At 76.7% G+C, this 13,882-nt stretch carries 15 protein-coding genes; 6 read left to right on the forward strand and 9 right to left on the reverse strand.

Annotated elements, in window-relative coordinates:
• The first annotated feature begins 84 nt into the window (after positions 1-84).
• Positions 85-1,404 carry an ABC transporter permease gene (locus KPF47_RS24195; protein WP_224391096.1) on the forward strand — a complete coding sequence of 440 codons (1,320 nt, stop codon included), beginning with the start codon at positions 85-87 and terminating at the stop codon, positions 1,402-1,404.
• A 216-nt stretch (positions 1,405-1,620) separates the two neighbouring features.
• Here KPF47_RS24195 and KPF47_RS24200 read toward each other — a convergent pair whose 3' ends face one another.
• Genes KPF47_RS24200 through KPF47_RS24215 form a run of 4 tightly spaced genes read right to left on the reverse strand, consistent with a single transcriptional unit; the run spans position 1,621 to position 5,889 of the window.
• The gene (locus tag KPF47_RS24200) at positions 1,621-2,604 is read right to left on the reverse strand and encodes a hypothetical protein (RefSeq protein WP_224391097.1); all 984 of its coding nucleotides are present in this window, start codon (positions 2,602-2,604) and stop codon (positions 1,621-1,623) included.
• 59 nt (positions 2,605-2,663) lie between these two features.
• On the reverse strand, positions 2,664-3,917 hold the full coding sequence (locus KPF47_RS24205) for a glycosyltransferase family 2 protein (protein ID WP_224391098.1): 1,254 nt from the start codon (positions 3,915-3,917) through the stop codon (positions 2,664-2,666).
• Entirely contained in the window at positions 3,914-4,873 is a 960-nt protein-coding gene (locus tag KPF47_RS24210; RefSeq protein WP_224391099.1) for a hypothetical protein, read from the reverse strand. Before KPF47_RS24210 ends, KPF47_RS24205 begins: the two co-directional genes overlap by 4 nt.
• Positions 4,870-5,889, reverse strand: coding sequence for a glycosyltransferase (locus KPF47_RS24215; RefSeq protein ID WP_224391100.1), 1,020 nt, complete (start codon positions 5,887-5,889; stop codon positions 4,870-4,872). Before KPF47_RS24215 ends, KPF47_RS24210 begins: the two co-directional genes overlap by 4 nt.
• A 75-nt stretch (positions 5,890-5,964) precedes the next feature.
• Between KPF47_RS24215 and KPF47_RS24220 the strand changes: the two genes are divergently transcribed.
• Genes KPF47_RS24220 through KPF47_RS24235 form a run of 4 tightly spaced genes read left to right on the forward strand, consistent with a single transcriptional unit; the run spans position 5,965 to position 9,936 of the window.
• The gene (locus KPF47_RS24220) at positions 5,965-7,026 is read left to right on the forward strand and encodes a WcbI family polysaccharide biosynthesis putative acetyltransferase (protein WP_224391101.1); all 1,062 of its coding nucleotides are present in this window, start codon (positions 5,965-5,967) and stop codon (positions 7,024-7,026) included.
• On the forward strand, positions 7,023-8,084 hold the full coding sequence (locus tag KPF47_RS24225; RefSeq protein WP_224391102.1) for a glycosyltransferase: 1,062 nt from the start codon (positions 7,023-7,025) through the stop codon (positions 8,082-8,084). The genes KPF47_RS24220 and KPF47_RS24225 overlap by 4 nt, the downstream gene beginning before the upstream one ends.
• The gene (locus KPF47_RS24230; protein ID WP_224391103.1) at positions 8,081-9,139 is read left to right on the forward strand and encodes a glycosyltransferase; all 1,059 of its coding nucleotides are present in this window, start codon (positions 8,081-8,083) and stop codon (positions 9,137-9,139) included. Before KPF47_RS24225 ends, KPF47_RS24230 begins: the two co-directional genes overlap by 4 nt.
• Positions 9,136-9,936 (forward strand): glycosyltransferase family 2 protein, encoded by an 801-nt coding sequence (locus KPF47_RS24235; protein WP_224391104.1) that lies wholly within the window; start codon positions 9,136-9,138, stop codon positions 9,934-9,936. Before KPF47_RS24230 ends, KPF47_RS24235 begins: the two co-directional genes overlap by 4 nt.
• A gap of 13 nt (positions 9,937-9,949) precedes the next feature.
• Here KPF47_RS24235 and KPF47_RS39100 read toward each other — a convergent pair whose 3' ends face one another.
• The 3 genes from KPF47_RS39100 to KPF47_RS24245 form a co-directional block, all read right to left on the reverse strand.
• Positions 9,950-10,078 carry a hypothetical protein gene (locus KPF47_RS39100; RefSeq protein WP_255660358.1) on the reverse strand — a complete coding sequence of 43 codons (129 nt, stop codon included), beginning with the start codon at positions 10,076-10,078 and terminating at the stop codon, positions 9,950-9,952.
• A 140-nt stretch (positions 10,079-10,218) separates the two neighbouring features.
• Entirely contained in the window at positions 10,219-10,782 is a 564-nt protein-coding gene (locus tag KPF47_RS24240; protein WP_224391105.1) for a hypothetical protein, read from the reverse strand.
• Positions 10,783-10,812: 30 nt separating this feature from the next.
• Positions 10,813-11,433, reverse strand: coding sequence for a LysE family translocator (locus KPF47_RS24245; RefSeq protein ID WP_224391106.1), 621 nt, complete (start codon positions 11,431-11,433; stop codon positions 10,813-10,815).
• A gap of 81 nt (positions 11,434-11,514) precedes the next feature.
• Here KPF47_RS24245 and KPF47_RS24250 point away from each other — a divergent pair, with 81 nt between their 5' ends.
• Positions 11,515-11,997 carry an Lrp/AsnC family transcriptional regulator gene (locus KPF47_RS24250; RefSeq protein WP_224391107.1) on the forward strand — a complete coding sequence of 161 codons (483 nt, stop codon included), beginning with the start codon at positions 11,515-11,517 and terminating at the stop codon, positions 11,995-11,997.
• A gap of 3 nt (positions 11,998-12,000) precedes the next feature.
• On the opposite strand, the gene KPF47_RS24255 is transcribed toward KPF47_RS24250, so the two are convergent.
• Positions 12,001-12,888, reverse strand: a complete 888-nt coding sequence (locus tag KPF47_RS24255) for a sugar phosphate isomerase/epimerase (protein WP_224391108.1) — start codon at positions 12,886-12,888, stop codon at positions 12,001-12,003.
• Complete coding sequence (locus KPF47_RS24260) at positions 12,885-13,880, reverse strand: Gfo/Idh/MocA family protein (RefSeq protein WP_224391109.1); 996 nt, start codon at positions 13,878-13,880, stop codon at positions 12,885-12,887. The genes KPF47_RS24255 and KPF47_RS24260 overlap by 4 nt, the downstream gene beginning before the upstream one ends.
• Positions 13,881-13,882: the final 2 nt, after the last annotated feature.

Genomic DNA, 13,882 nt, shown 5'->3' on the forward strand with positions numbered 1-13,882 from the left:
GCCGCCCGACCGGTCCTCGTCGGCCGACCCGCCGTCGGCCGTCCACCGCCCGACCACGGACGGGAGGCACTAGCCTCGCGCGCCGTGACCGATGCACCGTCGACCTCGACCACCGTGCTCGACCTCGTCGCCGATCCCGGGCTGCCGACCGAGCTCGCCCACCGGCTGGTCCGCGATCTGCCCGACGCCCTCGGCAAGCGCGACGACACCCGCTGGGAGGTGCGCATCGCCGACGAGCCCATCGTCCTGGACGAGCGCGGAGCCCTGCCCGCACTCGAGATCGGCGACCGGGTACGCGAGCGGGACGGCGCCGACGTGGTCGTGCTGCTCACCGACCTGCCGCGCCGCTCCGGGGCGGACCCGGTCGTCGCCGACGGGGGGACCGCGCACCGGGTGGGGCTGGTGTCCCTGCCCGCTCTCGGTGCGCTCAACCAGTACCGACGGTGCCGCGACACGGTGGTACGGCTCGTGGCCGCGCATCTGGCGCCCGACGCCGACCGATCGAGTGCCCGGGGTGGAACGGCACCGGACGACGGTCATGCGCGGCCGCTGACCCGGATCGACCCGGACCCGCGACAGGGGACCGACGACGAGCCGGTCCGGGGCGGCCCGCACGACCCGGCCGACCCGGACCGGACCCGGCGGCGTGCCGACGGAGGCACGGACCACGGCGCCCCGGGCCGGGACGCCGAGGACGACGCCGATGTCGATGTCGACGCCGATGTCGATGCCGGGGACGATGCCGATGCCGGCAGCAGCGGGGTGGAGGACGACGTCGACGTCCGGCTGGCCCTGACCGGACTGCGCGGCCGGGTCCGGCTGCTGGCCGGGCTGGTCCGGGCCAACCGGCCGTGGCGGCTGGTACCGAGCCTGTCCCCCGCGATCGCCGCGGCGGCGGCCGGAGCGGCGTTCGGGATCTTCTACTCCAACATCTGGGAGCTGGCGACCGCGCTCGGGACCGCCCGGCAGGTGACCGTCATGCTGATCGCCCTGGTCGGGATGACCGCGTGGCTGATCCTCGACAACGGGCTGTGGGAGTCACGTCGGCACCGGTCGCTGCGCGAGGAGATGCTGCTGTCGAACCTGTCGACGGTGATCACGGTCGCCTGCGGGGTGCTGGCGATGTTCGCGCTGCTGTTCGTGCTGGCGCTGGTCGCGGCCTTCCTGGTGATCCCGCCGGACTACCTCTCGTCGACGCTCATGCGCGAGTCCGGCCCGGACGACTGGATCATGATCGCCTGGTTGTCGACGTCGATGGGCACCGTCGCGGGCGCGCTGGGCTCCGGGTTCGCCGACGACGGCGCGGTCCGCCAGGCCGCGTACAGCCGCCGCGAGCAGGAGCGTCGGGCACGGCTGGACCGGGCCGACGGGGACGACACCACCGACGGCAACACGCGCAGCTGACGCATCGGGTCGCCCCCCGGGGCCGACTCGGCGGCCGGCCGGGCCGGACGTCCCCCGGTGCCAGCGGGGCGGGGCTCGACCGGACGGGGCCCGACACCGGGCTCGCGGCTCGTCAGCATCGGCGTCGGCGTCCGCGTCGTGCACGTTCCACTCCGGGAGCGCGTGGGTGGGCGGTTCGGCGGCGCGGTCACGCCCGAACGCCGATGCGGGCGGGGCTCAGCGCGCGGTGAGGGCGTTCCGCAGAACGCGCAGGGCCGTGGTGTCACGGGCCTCTCCCCCGGCCGCCGCGTCGAGGTGCACGACGAGGTCGGCCGGCAGGTCGAGCACGATGCGGACCGGCGTCGCCTCCGCGTCGGCGCCACCGGCTGCGGTACCGGCACCGGCACCGGCACCGGGCACCTCGCCGGGCACGCCGGAGGGCGCCGTGGCCCCAGCCGGTGCGGGCTCGGAGGGCGACGCGGCCCGGGCCGGGGCGGCGGTCCCCGCGGGGTCCTGGTCGGCCGACGCGGAGCCGGTCGGTGGCACGGCGGAGCCGGTCGGTGGCACGGCGGAGCCGGTCGGTGGCACAGCGGAGGGTGTGGGTCCGGTCCGCCGGCGGCCCCGCAGCACCAGGGCCAGCACGGGCAGCGCGATGGTGCCCAGGGCGTCGACGATCCCCGCGACGCCGAACCAGCGCCAGTACCACTCGCTGTCCCCGACGGCGCCGTCGGTCAGCACCGGCAGTGCCAGCATCGTCGCGACGACCGCGATCGCGCCCAGTGTCGTCGCCAGTCCCACGCGGACCACGGTCGCGCGACGCCCGGCGAGCAGCAGGAGCAGGTTCGCGTGCGCCAGGCTGATCGCGACGATCGTCGCCACCAGCAGGGTCTTGAGCACCGAGCCGTCGCCGGCTCCCTCGAACAGCTCGCCGTCGGCCCAGACCAGCCACAGCGCCGACGCCGCGGCGACCACGCTCGCCGCGAGTCCGGCGAACCCCAGCGCCCGCACCGCGCGGGTGACGACCGCGAGGTGGCAGAGCGCGGACGTGCCGAACGCGGCGACGACCAGGGTGGTGGCGACGATCCGCGCCTGCAGGTCACCGAAGCCACCACCGAGCAGGGCGACGATCCCGCAGAGCGAGGCGACGAGCAACGAGGCGACCACCGCGACGATCATGGCGCGGCGGGCCCCGCGGACCGGGGAGACAGCAGGTGCGGTCATGGCGGCGAGGTTAGGGCCATCCGGGCCGGCCGGTCCTCGGTAGGTCTACGGCACCGGGCTCACGGCGTCCCGGCCCGCAACGTCGCGACTCCCTCGCGGTACTGGGCCACACGGTCGTCGACCCGCCGACGCCGCGCGCGGCCCGCCGCCCGGGTGGAGACGAGCGCGGCGAGGGTCCGGCCGTCCGGCCCGGCGATCTCGACGCGGCCGAGGTCGTGGCCGGTGAGCAGGTCCATCGCGCGGGCCAGCGCGTCGGGCGGCAACGGTGCCCGGACGTGCAGCCGGGCCCGGGCGCGGCGGAGCCGGTCGACACTCCACGGACCGGTGTCGGCGACCCCGCGGTAGAGCTCCTCGAGCCGCGGGTCGCCGCCGGGCAGCTGCACCCGGACGTCGCGATGGGTCTGGTTCAGCACCGCGTCGACGATCGTGACCAGCTCCCAGCCGCGGGCGTCGTCCCCGACGGTGGCGAGCACGTCGGGCACGGCGCCGGGCAGCGGCGCGCCGCGCACGCCCGGGTCGGGAACGAGCGCGGCGATCCGGATGCGCTCGCCGTCCTTGCCGCCGCCGACGGCGTCGTGGTCCTCCGGGCGTCCACCCCAGTCGGGGCCGTCGTGCCAGGCCACCGCGTCCGGCTCGTGGACCAGCAGCGCACCGTTGTTCCAGGCCCGGTAGGCCAGGTCCCAGTCCTCGCCGCCGTACCCGACGTAGCGCTCGTCGAAGCCGCCGAGATCGTCGAACAGGCTGCGGTGCAGCGCCAGCACGGCGCTGATGACGAGCTGCCAGTCGGTGCCGGAGGCCTCGAGCAGGTCCCGGGTACGGCGGTAGCCGTCGGCGAGCCAGGCCGGGTCGGGCAGCGGCGGTGCGGCGGCCGGGTCCTGTCCGGGGGCGCACCCGGACAGGTCGGCGTGCCGGCGTCGCCCGACGGCCAGCACGTCCGGGCAGCTCGCGATCCGCGCGGTGAGCGCGGCGAGGAACCCGGGCCCGGGGACGGTGTCGGCGTCGAGGAACACCAGGACCTCGCCGTCGACCTGTGCGGCGCCGCGGTTGCGGGCGGCGGCGGCGCGGAACCCGCGGTCCTGCTGGGTGACCACCCGCACCGGGACCGGGCCGGCGAGCCCGGCGGGATCGGGTGGCTCCGGGGAGCCGTCGTCGGCGACGACCACCGCCACCGGCGGACGCGTCTGCGCGTGCAGCGCGGCCATCGTGCGGGCCAGCTGCGCGGGCTGGCGGTAGTGGCACACCACCACCCCCACCGTCGGCGGCGGCCCGGTGTGCGGCGTCAGCAGGTCCCAGCGGTTCCCCGGCACGCTCACCGGTCGAGCACCCGCCGGTAGAGCGCGGCGTGCCCGGCACCGGCGTCCGGCCAGTCCGGTACCGGGCCCCGGGTCGCGGCGGGCCGGGCCAGTGCGTCCGCGACGAGGGCGTCGCGGCGGGCGTCGTCGTCGTAGCGGGCCACCGCGCCCGGGGCACCCGCCTCGACCTCACGGGCGTAGGCACCCCCCGCGACCACCGGGTACCGGCCGTGCGCCAGCCAGGCCAGCAACGAGCCGCTGGCACTGACGGTGCGGCTCGGCACCATCGGGACGGTGACGGCCGCGGCCGCCGCGGCCAGCCCGGCCGGTTCCAGGTGCCCGGTGGGGATCCACTCCACCCCGCGCGAGCGGGCGTGCCCGGCGAGGGACCGGGCGAGGTCGTCGTGCCCGTCGGACACCGCCCCCGCCGCGACGACCGCGGGCCGGTCGGGGTGGGCCGCCGCCGCGTCGATCGCGGCCTCGTGGCCCTTGCCGGGGTAGACGAACCCGAGCACTCCGAGTGTGGGCCGGCCGGCCCAGGCCGGCGCCTGTCCCGCGGGCACCACCACCGGCAACGGCAGCGGCACGGTCACCGGGTCGGCCGCGCCGAGCGCGCGGGCCTTGTCCGCCTCGTGCCCCGCGGACACCACGACGGCGTCGGCGACGGCGACCACGCGCCGGTACCCGGCGGACCGGCGCACGTCGCGGGCCGGGTCGGGGTCGGCACCGGGCAGGTCGTGCAGGGTCACGACCAGCGGCCGCGGCAGGACCTGCGCCTGCTCGACGAACGCGTCGGCGGCCGCGGCGACCCCCGCGCCCCACAGCGAGTCGGTGAACTGGGCGTGGGTCAGGTCGGCGTTCCCGGACCCGACCGGGACGATGCCGTCGGCCGCGACCGCGGCGGCGACGGCCGCGGCGTGCCGGACCACGCCGTGCCCGGACGCCCCGGGCGCGACGACCCGCACGGTGACGGTCATGCCGGCACCCCGGCCAGGACGCGCCGGTACTCGCGGGCGTGGGCGTCGGCGACCTCGGCGCGGCGCCGGCGCCGGTCGGCGGGGTCGGCCCGCCAGACCGGCCGGGTCCGGTGCGCCAGGGCGACCGCCGCCGCGAGCGAGGCACGGTCGGGACCGTCGCCGGCCAGGGCGTAGGTCAGGCAGGGAGCCTGCTCGCGGAAGTGCCCGACGTCGGGGACCAGCGCGGTCGTGCCGAGGTCGTGGCAGGCCTCCAGCCAGCCGGAATGGGTCCCCCACCGGTAGGGGAGCACGGACAGGTCGAGCTCCTGCAGGTAGCCGTGGAAGGCGTCGTCGTCGAACGGGGGGGTGCACCCGCAGGTCGAGACGCGGCTCGTCGCGCAGGGCGTGCGCGACCGCGCGACCCCGGTCGTCGTCGTGCGCGTCGACCCGGATCCGGACCCCGCGCGGGGCGGTCGCGGCGAGCGCGCGGGCCACCCCGACCGGGTCGGCGTTGGTGCGGTGGCTCTTGGCGTGCAGGCCGACGACGAACCCGTCGCCCGCCGTACGAGGGGCCGGGGCCTGCCCAGCCACTCCGGCCCGACGACGGCGGGGTGTCCCAGCACCAGCGCGTCCCGTCCCCACCGCTCCCGGATCCGCGCGGCGGCCCCGCGGGTCAGGGTGACCAGCCCCGCCGCGGCCGGCACCAGCACGTCGAGGGCCGCGGTGTGCGGGGCCGGGTCGGCGTGGTGCGGGTTGCGCAGGTCGTGCACGGTCAGCACCAGCGGGATCCCGGTGTCCGCCAGCGCCGCGACGAGCGCGCGCAGCTGGTCGGGGGTGCGGTCGTCGAAGCCGAAGTGCACGTGCAGCAGGTCGACGTCCGCGGCATGGGCACGCAGGTGGTCGGCGTCGAGCCAGGGTGAGGGCCACCACACCCCCTGCGGCGCACCCGGGACCGGCGGGTCCGGGAGCCGGACCACCTCGGGGTGGTGCAGCGATGCCACGTAGGGATGGGCGGTGGGCACGGACGCCACGCGCACGCGACGGCTCCTCTCCTCGGATGCACCGGGATGCCCGTCCGGGCGCGGATCAACCACGCGGGCCACGATGACCGGGTGACCGATCCGCGCCGCCGTCACTACGGCGTCCTCTACGGCCTCGAGGCACCACCGCCGGGCCCGCTCGCGCTGGTGTGGGGCAACTGCCAGGCCGAGTCGATCCGGGTGCTGCTCGCCACCGCCGAGCACCTGCCGGTCACCCCGGTGCGCATCCCGCCGGTGCACGAGCTCACCGCCGACGACCTGCCCCACCTGCGCCGGCTGCTGCCCCGGACCCGGCTGCTGGCGTCCCAGCCGGTCCGCGACGGCTACCGCGAGCTGCCGCTGGGCACCGCGCAGATCGCCGACGGGCTGGCGCCGGGGGCGGTGGTCGTGCGCTGGCCGGTGATCCGCCACCCCGCGCTGCACCCGTGGTCGGCGATCGTGCGCCACCCGTCCGACCCGGCCGCCGTCCCGCCCGGTGTGCCCTACCACGACCTGCGGGCCCTCGCGGCCGCCGCCGGCCGCGAGCCGGGGCCGCCGCCGGGTCCGGAGGCACTGCGCGAGGTGGGCAGGCTCGGCGTCGCCGAGCTCGCCCGGCGGGAGGCCCGCGACACCGACACCGGGGTGTCCGACGCGATCGCGGGCTTCGGCGCGGCGGCGGCGCACACGCTCAACCACCCCGGCAACGGCGTGCTGATGCTGCTCGCCCGCCGGATCCTCGACGCCGCCGGGATGGCGGGGGCCGTGTGTGACCCCGGACGCACCCTCCTCGGGGGGATCCGGGCACCACTGCGCGCGGACGTCGTCGACGCCCTGGGTCTGGACGTGGCGCCGCGCCCGCACTGGTGCGTCGGCGACCGGGCGATCGGTGAGCAGGAGATCGCCGCCGCGCAGCGCGCCTGGTACGCGAGCCACCCCGGATGGGTGGACGCCGGACTGGCCCGGCACGCCCGGACCCTGCAGTTGCTCGGGCTGCGACCGGTCCGCGGCCGGTCCCCCGACCATGGTCGAGTTGTGGGGTTCCGCGGCGCACCGCATGATCGGTGGACGTCCGGGTTCAGCCGCCAGCTCGCACGGTTCCGCCCCACGAGCCTCGGAGCGTATCGACCCATGACCTCACCCGCCCTGCCCCTGTGACCGCCCGGATCGCGCTCATCGCCTCGGCCCGCTATCCGATCCGTGAACCGTTCCCCGGGGGGCTCGAGGCGCACACCGCCGGGCTCGCGTCCCGGCTGCGTCGCCGCGGGCACGAGGTGACCGTGTTCGGCGCGCCCGGTTCGGACCCCGGTCTGCGGGTGCGGGAGATGGCGGTGCTGCCGCCGATCTCGCGGGCCGCCCGCAGCGACGTGGGGATGCCGCCGGAGTGGTTCCTGGCCGAGCACCACTCCTACCTGGAGCTGCTGCTGGCGCTCTCGCGCGAGCGCGGCCGCTACGACGTGGTGCACAACAACTCGCTGCACTACCTGCCCCTCGCGCTGGCCGACACCCTGGACGCGCCGGTCCTGACGACGCTGCACACGCCGCCGACACCGTGGATGGAGTCCGCCGTGCGGCTCGGCGACCCGCGGCGGCTGCGGTTCGCCGCGGTCAGCGCGCACACCGCCCGGGCATGGGCACCCACCGGTGCCCGGGCGACGGTGGTCCGCAACGGTGTCGACACCGCGGCCTGGGAGTACGGGCCCGGCGGTGGGACCCCGGTGTGGTCGGGCCGGGTCGTGCCGGAGAAGGGCCCGGTGGAGGCCATCCGCGCGGCACGGCTGGCCGGCACCGGGTTGCGGCTGGCGGGGCCGTGCCCGGACCGGGCGTTCTTCGACTCCTGCGTCGCCCCGCTGCTCGGCGACGGCGTCGACTACGTCGGTCACCTCGACCACCGGGCACTGGCCCGCCTGGTCGGGGACGCGACCGTCGCGGTGGTGTCCCCGTGCTGGGACGAGCCCTACGGTCTGGTGGTCGCCGAGGCCCTGGCCTGCGGCACTCCGATCGCCGGGTTCGCCCGGGGCGCGCTGCCCGAGATCGTCGACCCGCGCAGCGGCGTGCTGGCCGAGCCCGGCGACGTCGAGGGGCTGGCCGACGCGATCCGCGCGGCGTCGCTGCTCTCCCGCACCGACGCCCGCCGGCACGCCGAGGCGACCTGCTCGGCCGAGGTGATGATCGACGGCTACGAGCGGCTGTACCGGGCGCTGGCCGCGGCATGACCGACGGCGACGCCACGCGCGGCACGATCGTCTACTACGTCCACCACCACGGCAGCGGGCACGCCCACCGGGCCGCCGCGATCGCCGCGCACTGCCGCACCCCGGTGGTCGGGGTGGGCAGCAGGCCCGCTCCCCCCGGCTGGCCCGGCAGCTGGCACGAGCTGCCGCTCGACACCGGTGGCACCGGCCCGGGCGGCGACGGCACCGAGCCGGTCGACGTGACCGCGGGCGGGACGCTGCACTGGGTCCCCCGCCGACATGACGGGCTGCGCACCCGCACGGCCGCGGTCTCCGCGCTGCTCGCCGCGGGCCCGGCCCGGCTGCTCGTCGCCGACGTGTCGGTGGAGATCGCCCTGCTCGCGCGGCTGCACGGGATCCCGGTCGCCGTCGTCGCGCAGCCCGGCGAACGGCTGGACCGCCCGCACCGCACCGCCTACGACCTGGCCGAGGTCCTGCTCGCGCCGTGGCCCGCCGACCCGCCGCGGCCCGCGCGCCCGGAGCTGGCCGCCCGCACCGTGCACCTGGGCGGGCTGTCCCGCTACGACGGCCGCACCGCCGGCGCTCCCCCCGGCCGGCGGCGGGTGCTGGTCCTGACCGGCAGCGGCGACGGCGGCGCCGACCCCCGCGCGCTCGCCGCCGCGGCGGGCGCCACCCCGGAGTGGACGTGGCGGGTCGCCGGCGGCCTCACCGGCACGCCGGTCGACAGCCCGCCCAACCTCACCCACGCGGGCTGGACGGGCGAGGTGTGGACCGCCCTGCAGGACGCCGACGTGGTCGTCGGGCACGCCGGGCAGAACGTCGTCGCCGAGATCGCCGCCGCGCGCCGGGCCGCCGTGATCCTCCCGGCGGAGCGGCCCCACGGCGAACAGGCCGCCACCGGCGCGGTGCTGCGGGCGGCCGGGCTCGCCACGGTCCGCGACCGCTGGCCGGCCCCGGCCGAGTGGCCCGGGGTGCTCGACGAGGCGCTGGCCCGTGGCGGCGCGGGCTGGTCGCGCTGGTCCGACGGTCGGGCGGCGGAACGCGCCGCCGCGGTCCTCGACGGGATCGCCGCGTGAGGCCGCCCGGCACCCGGGTCGCCGTGCTGACCGTGGTCCGCGGCCGCGCCGACCATCTCGCCCGCCAGCGCCGGGTGCTCGCCGCGGGACCCCCGGTCGACCACGTCGTGGTCGGGATGGGTGAGCGGCCCGCGACCGGCGGCACGGGGCCTCCGACCCGGGTCCTCACGGTGCCCGCGCCGGGCCCGCTGCCCCTCGCCGCGGCGCGCAACGCGGGGGCGGCGGCCGCGCTCGAGGACGGCGCGACGCTGCTGGTCTTCCTCGACGTCGACTGCCTGCCCGGGGGCGGCCTCGTCGACGGCTACCTGCGTGCCGCCGCCCGCCGTCCGGACGCGCTGCTGTCCGGACCCGTCACCTACCTGCCGGAGGGGGTGCTGCCCGAGCGGGACCTGCACCGGCACACCGACCCGCACCCGGCACGCCCGTCCCCGGCCGACGGTGCGCTGCTCCCCGAGCCGCGCCGGGAGCTGTTCTGGTCGCTGTCCTTCGCGGTCACCGCCGAGGCGTGGCGGGCCGGCGGCGGGTTCTGCGAGGACTACGCCGGGTACGGCGGCGAGGACACCGACTTCGCGCTGTCCTGCGGGCTGGACCTGGTGTGGGTGGGCGGCGCGCACGCGTACCACCAGCACCACCGGCCGGCCCGGACCGATCCGGCCCGGGTCGCCGAGATCGTCGCCAACGCCCGGCTGTTCCACCGCCGCTGGGGGTGGTGGCCGATGGCCGGGTGGCTGCGGGAGCTGCACGCGGCGGGCGCAGTGCGGTTCGACCCGCGGCGTGACGTGCTGCGGGTCGGGTGAGACCGGCCGGGTCTCAGCGGGTGGCGCGGGGCGGGCAGGCGCAGAACTGCACCGGACGCATGCACGAGTAGCACAGGTCCGACACCCGGCCCGGCCGCGCACGGCGGGCCGGGGCCCGGTGTGCGAACGCGAGGATCGACATGCCCGTGCTGTTTCCCGGCGACACCCCGGTCACACGCGACCGGTCCGGTCCGTCGGACGGACGGCCGTACCGCTGCGGCGGACGGCGGCGTCGTCCGCGACGTCCGGGTGAGCGGCGCGGCCGGCCGTCTCAGCCCCGGGTCACTCCGGCCCCCGGGCGCGCAGCTCCTCCACCCGGCCCATCGCCGCGCGCAGCTCGCTGAGCCACTCGTCGGCGTGCCGGCCGACCAGGCGCACCGACCAGGCCAGCGCGTCGGACCGGGACCGGGCCACGCCGGCGTCGACGAGGGTGTCGAGCACCGCCCGCTCGGGCTGGCGCAGCCGGGTCATCACCGGCACCGAGATCGTCGTGAACAGCTCGCGGGTCCCGCCGATCCGGGCGCCCCAGGCGACCTTGCGCCGGTAGCGGCTCTCGGCCTGGCGGGCGATGTCGATCCGCCGGTCCCGGGTCTCCTCACGGAACCGCGCGATCCGCCCGGCCTCGGCGGCCGCGGTGTCCGCCCGCCCGGCGTCGGTGTCGGGGTGGTCGCCGCCCAGCGGGGGCAGCTCCCCCACCACGACGATCTCGTCCCGGTCGACGGTCACCTCGGGCGCCCCGGTGAACCACCCGTCGGGCAGCCGGCCGGTGAACCACGCCGCGGCGTCCTCGGCCGGGGGGAGGTCGGCCTGCTGCCAGCCGCCCCGTCCGCGTCCTCGTCCTGTCATCGCGCACCTCCTGCTCGGATGATTACACAGTTACACCGTAATCAGCTGGGACGCCAGCAGACCGGCTCCGAGAGCCGTCATCACGCCGCCGGCGACCCGCGACACGATGCGTCCCGCCGCGGGGCGCGCAGCCAGGACGACCCGCGCGCCGACACCCACACCGGTGTAGACCAGCGCGCAGGCCAGCAGGTGGACGAGCCCGAGCAGCAGGATCTGCCCGCCGACCGGCACCGGGGCCCCCGCGTCGGTGAACTGCGGGAGCAGGGCCAGGAACAGCAGCAACGCCTTCGGGTTGAGCCCGCTGACGCCGGCCCCGCGGACCAGGTCACCGAGTCCGGACCCGCCGGCGTCCACGGACGGGGCGGCGGGGGCGGCCGGGCGGAGCAGCGTCACCGTGCCGAGCAGCAGCAGGTAGCCGGCACCGACGGCGGTGAGCACGGTGAGCACCTCCGGACGCCGTGCGACGACCGCGGCGACCCCGGCCGCCACCAGCACGGCGAGCGCCAGGTGACCGGCGAGCAGCCCCGCCAGCGACGGCAGCACGGTCCGCCCGCGCACCCCCGCGCGGATCATGTACGCCCAGTCGGCACCCGGGGTCAGCACCAGCAGCAGGGACAGGCCGGAGAACCCCAGCACGCTTCCGATCGGCATACCCCGACGCTAGGCAGGGCGCCCCGACAGGTGTTCCCGATGTTCCCGCAGCCGGGTGCCCGTCGTGCAAGATTATCTCCCGTGGACGCCATCGATCGGAAGATTCTTGCCGAGCTGCAGGCCGACGGTCGACTCTCGGTCACCGAGCTCGCCGCCCGGGTACGGCTGTCGGTGTCCCCGTGCCACCGGAGGCTGCGGGCCCTGGAGACCTCGGGGGCGATCGCGGGCTACCGCGCCCATCTCGACGCGCAGCGGCTCGGCCTGGGGTTCGACGCGCTGGTGTTCGTGACCATGCACGAGGCCGTGCGGGACACCGTGCAGGCGTTCGAGTCGGCCGTCGACGCCATCGAGCAGGTCGTCGCCGCCCAGCGGCTGTTCGGGGACCCGGACTACCTGCTGCGCATCATCACCCGGGATCTGCCCGCCTTCCAGCGGCTCTACGACGAGCGGCTCACCACCCTGCCGGGGGTGCAGCGGCTGTCCTCGACGCTGGTGATGAAGGACGTCGTCGCCGACCGGGGGCTGCCGCTGGAGCACGGGCTCACCCCCGGCCGGGCCGGGTGAGCGCTACCGGGTGGCCGGGCGGTGATCGGCACCGAAGTGCTTCTCGACCAGCGCGGCGATCGTCTCGCGCTGCCGCACGCTGATCTGCGCGGCGTCGTCCTCCCAGCCGAACACGCAGCTGGACAGCACTCCGTCGAACCCGGACCCGGCCAGCGCGGCGAACACCGCGTCGAAGTCGACCTCGCCGCGACCGATCTCGGCGTGCTGGTGCACGCGGACGGTCGAGCCGGGCGGGTTGACGATGTAGCGCAGCCCGTTCGACGCCGTGTGGTCCAGGGTGTCGGCGAGATGGACGTGGGCGAGCCGGTCCCCCGCCGAGCCGATGATGCCCGCCGGGTCGTTGCCCTGGTGGAAGGTGTGCGGCGTGCAGTACAGGAACCTCACCCAGTCCGCGTTGAGCCCGCGGACCAGGTTCACCGCGGCGTGGCCGTCCTCGACGAAGTCGTCCGGGTGCGGCTCGAGCACCAGCGTCACGCCCTCGCGCTCGAAGAGCGGGGCGAGCTCCTCGAACGAGCGCAGGAACTGGCTCTCCGCGTGCTCCGGGGACTCCGGGCGGCCGTTGAACTCCGAGTTCATGACGTCCACGCCGAGGTCGACGGTCATCCGGATGGCCCGTTTCCAGGCCCGGACCGCGGCCTGCCGCTCGTCCTCACCGGGCCCGGACCAGCGCAGCACCGGCAGCACCGAGGCGATCCCGACCCCGGCGTCGTCGGCCCGCTTGCGCAGCGCCGCGACGGTGGCGTCGTCGGCCCGCGGGTGCCGGAAGAACGGGACGAAGTCGTCCTTGGGCGAGAGCTCCATCCAGGAGTAGCCCATCCGCGCGACCACGTCGGGCAGCTCCAGCACCGAGTGGGTCGCGTAGAACATCTGGGGGTCGAGCGCGAGCTTCACGGCCGCTCCCCCAGCCGCACCTCGACGCGGCGACCGGTGGTGACGGCCTCGACACCGGCGGCGCAGACGGCGACGGCGGCATAGCCGTCCCAGGCCCCGGGGCCGGTCACCGTGCCCTGCGCGGCGGCATCGACGAACGCCTGCATCTGGGAGTCGTAGGCCTGCCCGAAGCGGACGACGAAGTCCGGCGCGATGGACCCGCCCCAGCGTCCCGCGGAACGCAGGACGAGGTTCTGGTCCAGCCCGATGGTGGCCTGGCCACGCTCGGCGACGAGCTCGGTGCGGACCTCGTAGGCGACGCCGGTGCGGACGAACGACTCGACGTCGACCAGCCGGCCGGACGCGGTCTCGAACAGCACCAGCATCGGGTCGGCGTTGCCCGCGGGCGAGGCCGAGCTCGCGCGGGGGGTCAGCACGGTGACCGCGGTGATCTCCTCGCCCAGCAGGAAACGGGTGCAGTCGACCTCGTGCACCACCGAGTCGGCCATCGCGAACACCGAGGTGAAGTGCTCGGGCACTGCCGGGTTGCGGTGCACGCAGTGCAGCATCAGCGCCTCGCCGATCTCACCGGAGACCACCAGCTCCCGCAGCGCGGCGTACTCGCGGTCGAACCGGCGCATGAACCCGACCTGGACCAGCCGGCGGCCGGTCGCGGCCTCGGCGCGGACGACGGCGAGCGCGCTCGGCTCGTCCATCGTCAGCGGCTTCTCACAGAGCACCGGCCTTCCGGCCTCCAGGCAGGCGAGCACCTGCTTCTCGTGGGCGAACCCGGGGCTGGCGAGAACGACCGCGTCGACGTCGTCCGCCGCGACGGCGGCGAGCGGGTCCGCCTCGACCCGGGCGCCGACCGCCGCGGCGACCTCGCCGGCGCGGTCGGCGTCGGCATCGGCGACGACGGTGACCCGGGCACCCCGGACGCGGTGGGCGAGCGAGTCCACGTGGAACGCGCCCATCGTGCCGACGCCGATCACGGCGACGCGCAGCTCGGACATGG

The organism is Pseudonocardia sp. ICBG1293 (genome assembly GCF_020131355.1).
Taxonomy (GTDB): domain Bacteria; phylum Actinomycetota; class Actinomycetes; order Mycobacteriales; family Pseudonocardiaceae; genus Pseudonocardia.

What these genes read in the sequence shown, in the direction of transcription:
- KPF47_RS24240 (WP_224391105.1), bottom strand. Translation starts at nt 10,782, where the DNA reads ATGACAGGACGAGGACGCGGACGGGGCGGCTGGCAGCAGGCCGACCTC.
- KPF47_RS24200 (WP_224391097.1), bottom strand. Translation starts at nt 2,604, where the DNA reads ATGACCGCACCTGCTGTCTCCCCGGTCCGCGGGGCCCGCCGCGCCATG.
- KPF47_RS24260 (WP_224391109.1), bottom strand. Translation starts at nt 13,880, where the DNA reads ATGTCCGAGCTGCGCGTCGCCGTGATCGGCGTCGGCACGATGGGCGCG.
- KPF47_RS39100 (WP_255660358.1), bottom strand. Translation starts at nt 10,078, where the DNA reads ATGTCGATCCTCGCGTTCGCACACCGGGCCCCGGCCCGCCGTGCGCGG.
- KPF47_RS24245 (WP_224391106.1), bottom strand. Translation starts at nt 11,433, where the DNA reads ATGCCGATCGGAAGCGTGCTGGGGTTCTCCGGCCTGTCCCTGCTGCTG.
- KPF47_RS24210 (WP_224391099.1), bottom strand. Translation starts at nt 4,873, where the DNA reads ATGACCGTCACCGTGCGGGTCGTCGCGCCCGGGGCGTCCGGGCACGGC.
- KPF47_RS24230 (WP_224391103.1), top strand. Translation starts at nt 8,081, where the DNA reads ATGACCGACGGCGACGCCACGCGCGGCACGATCGTCTACTACGTCCAC.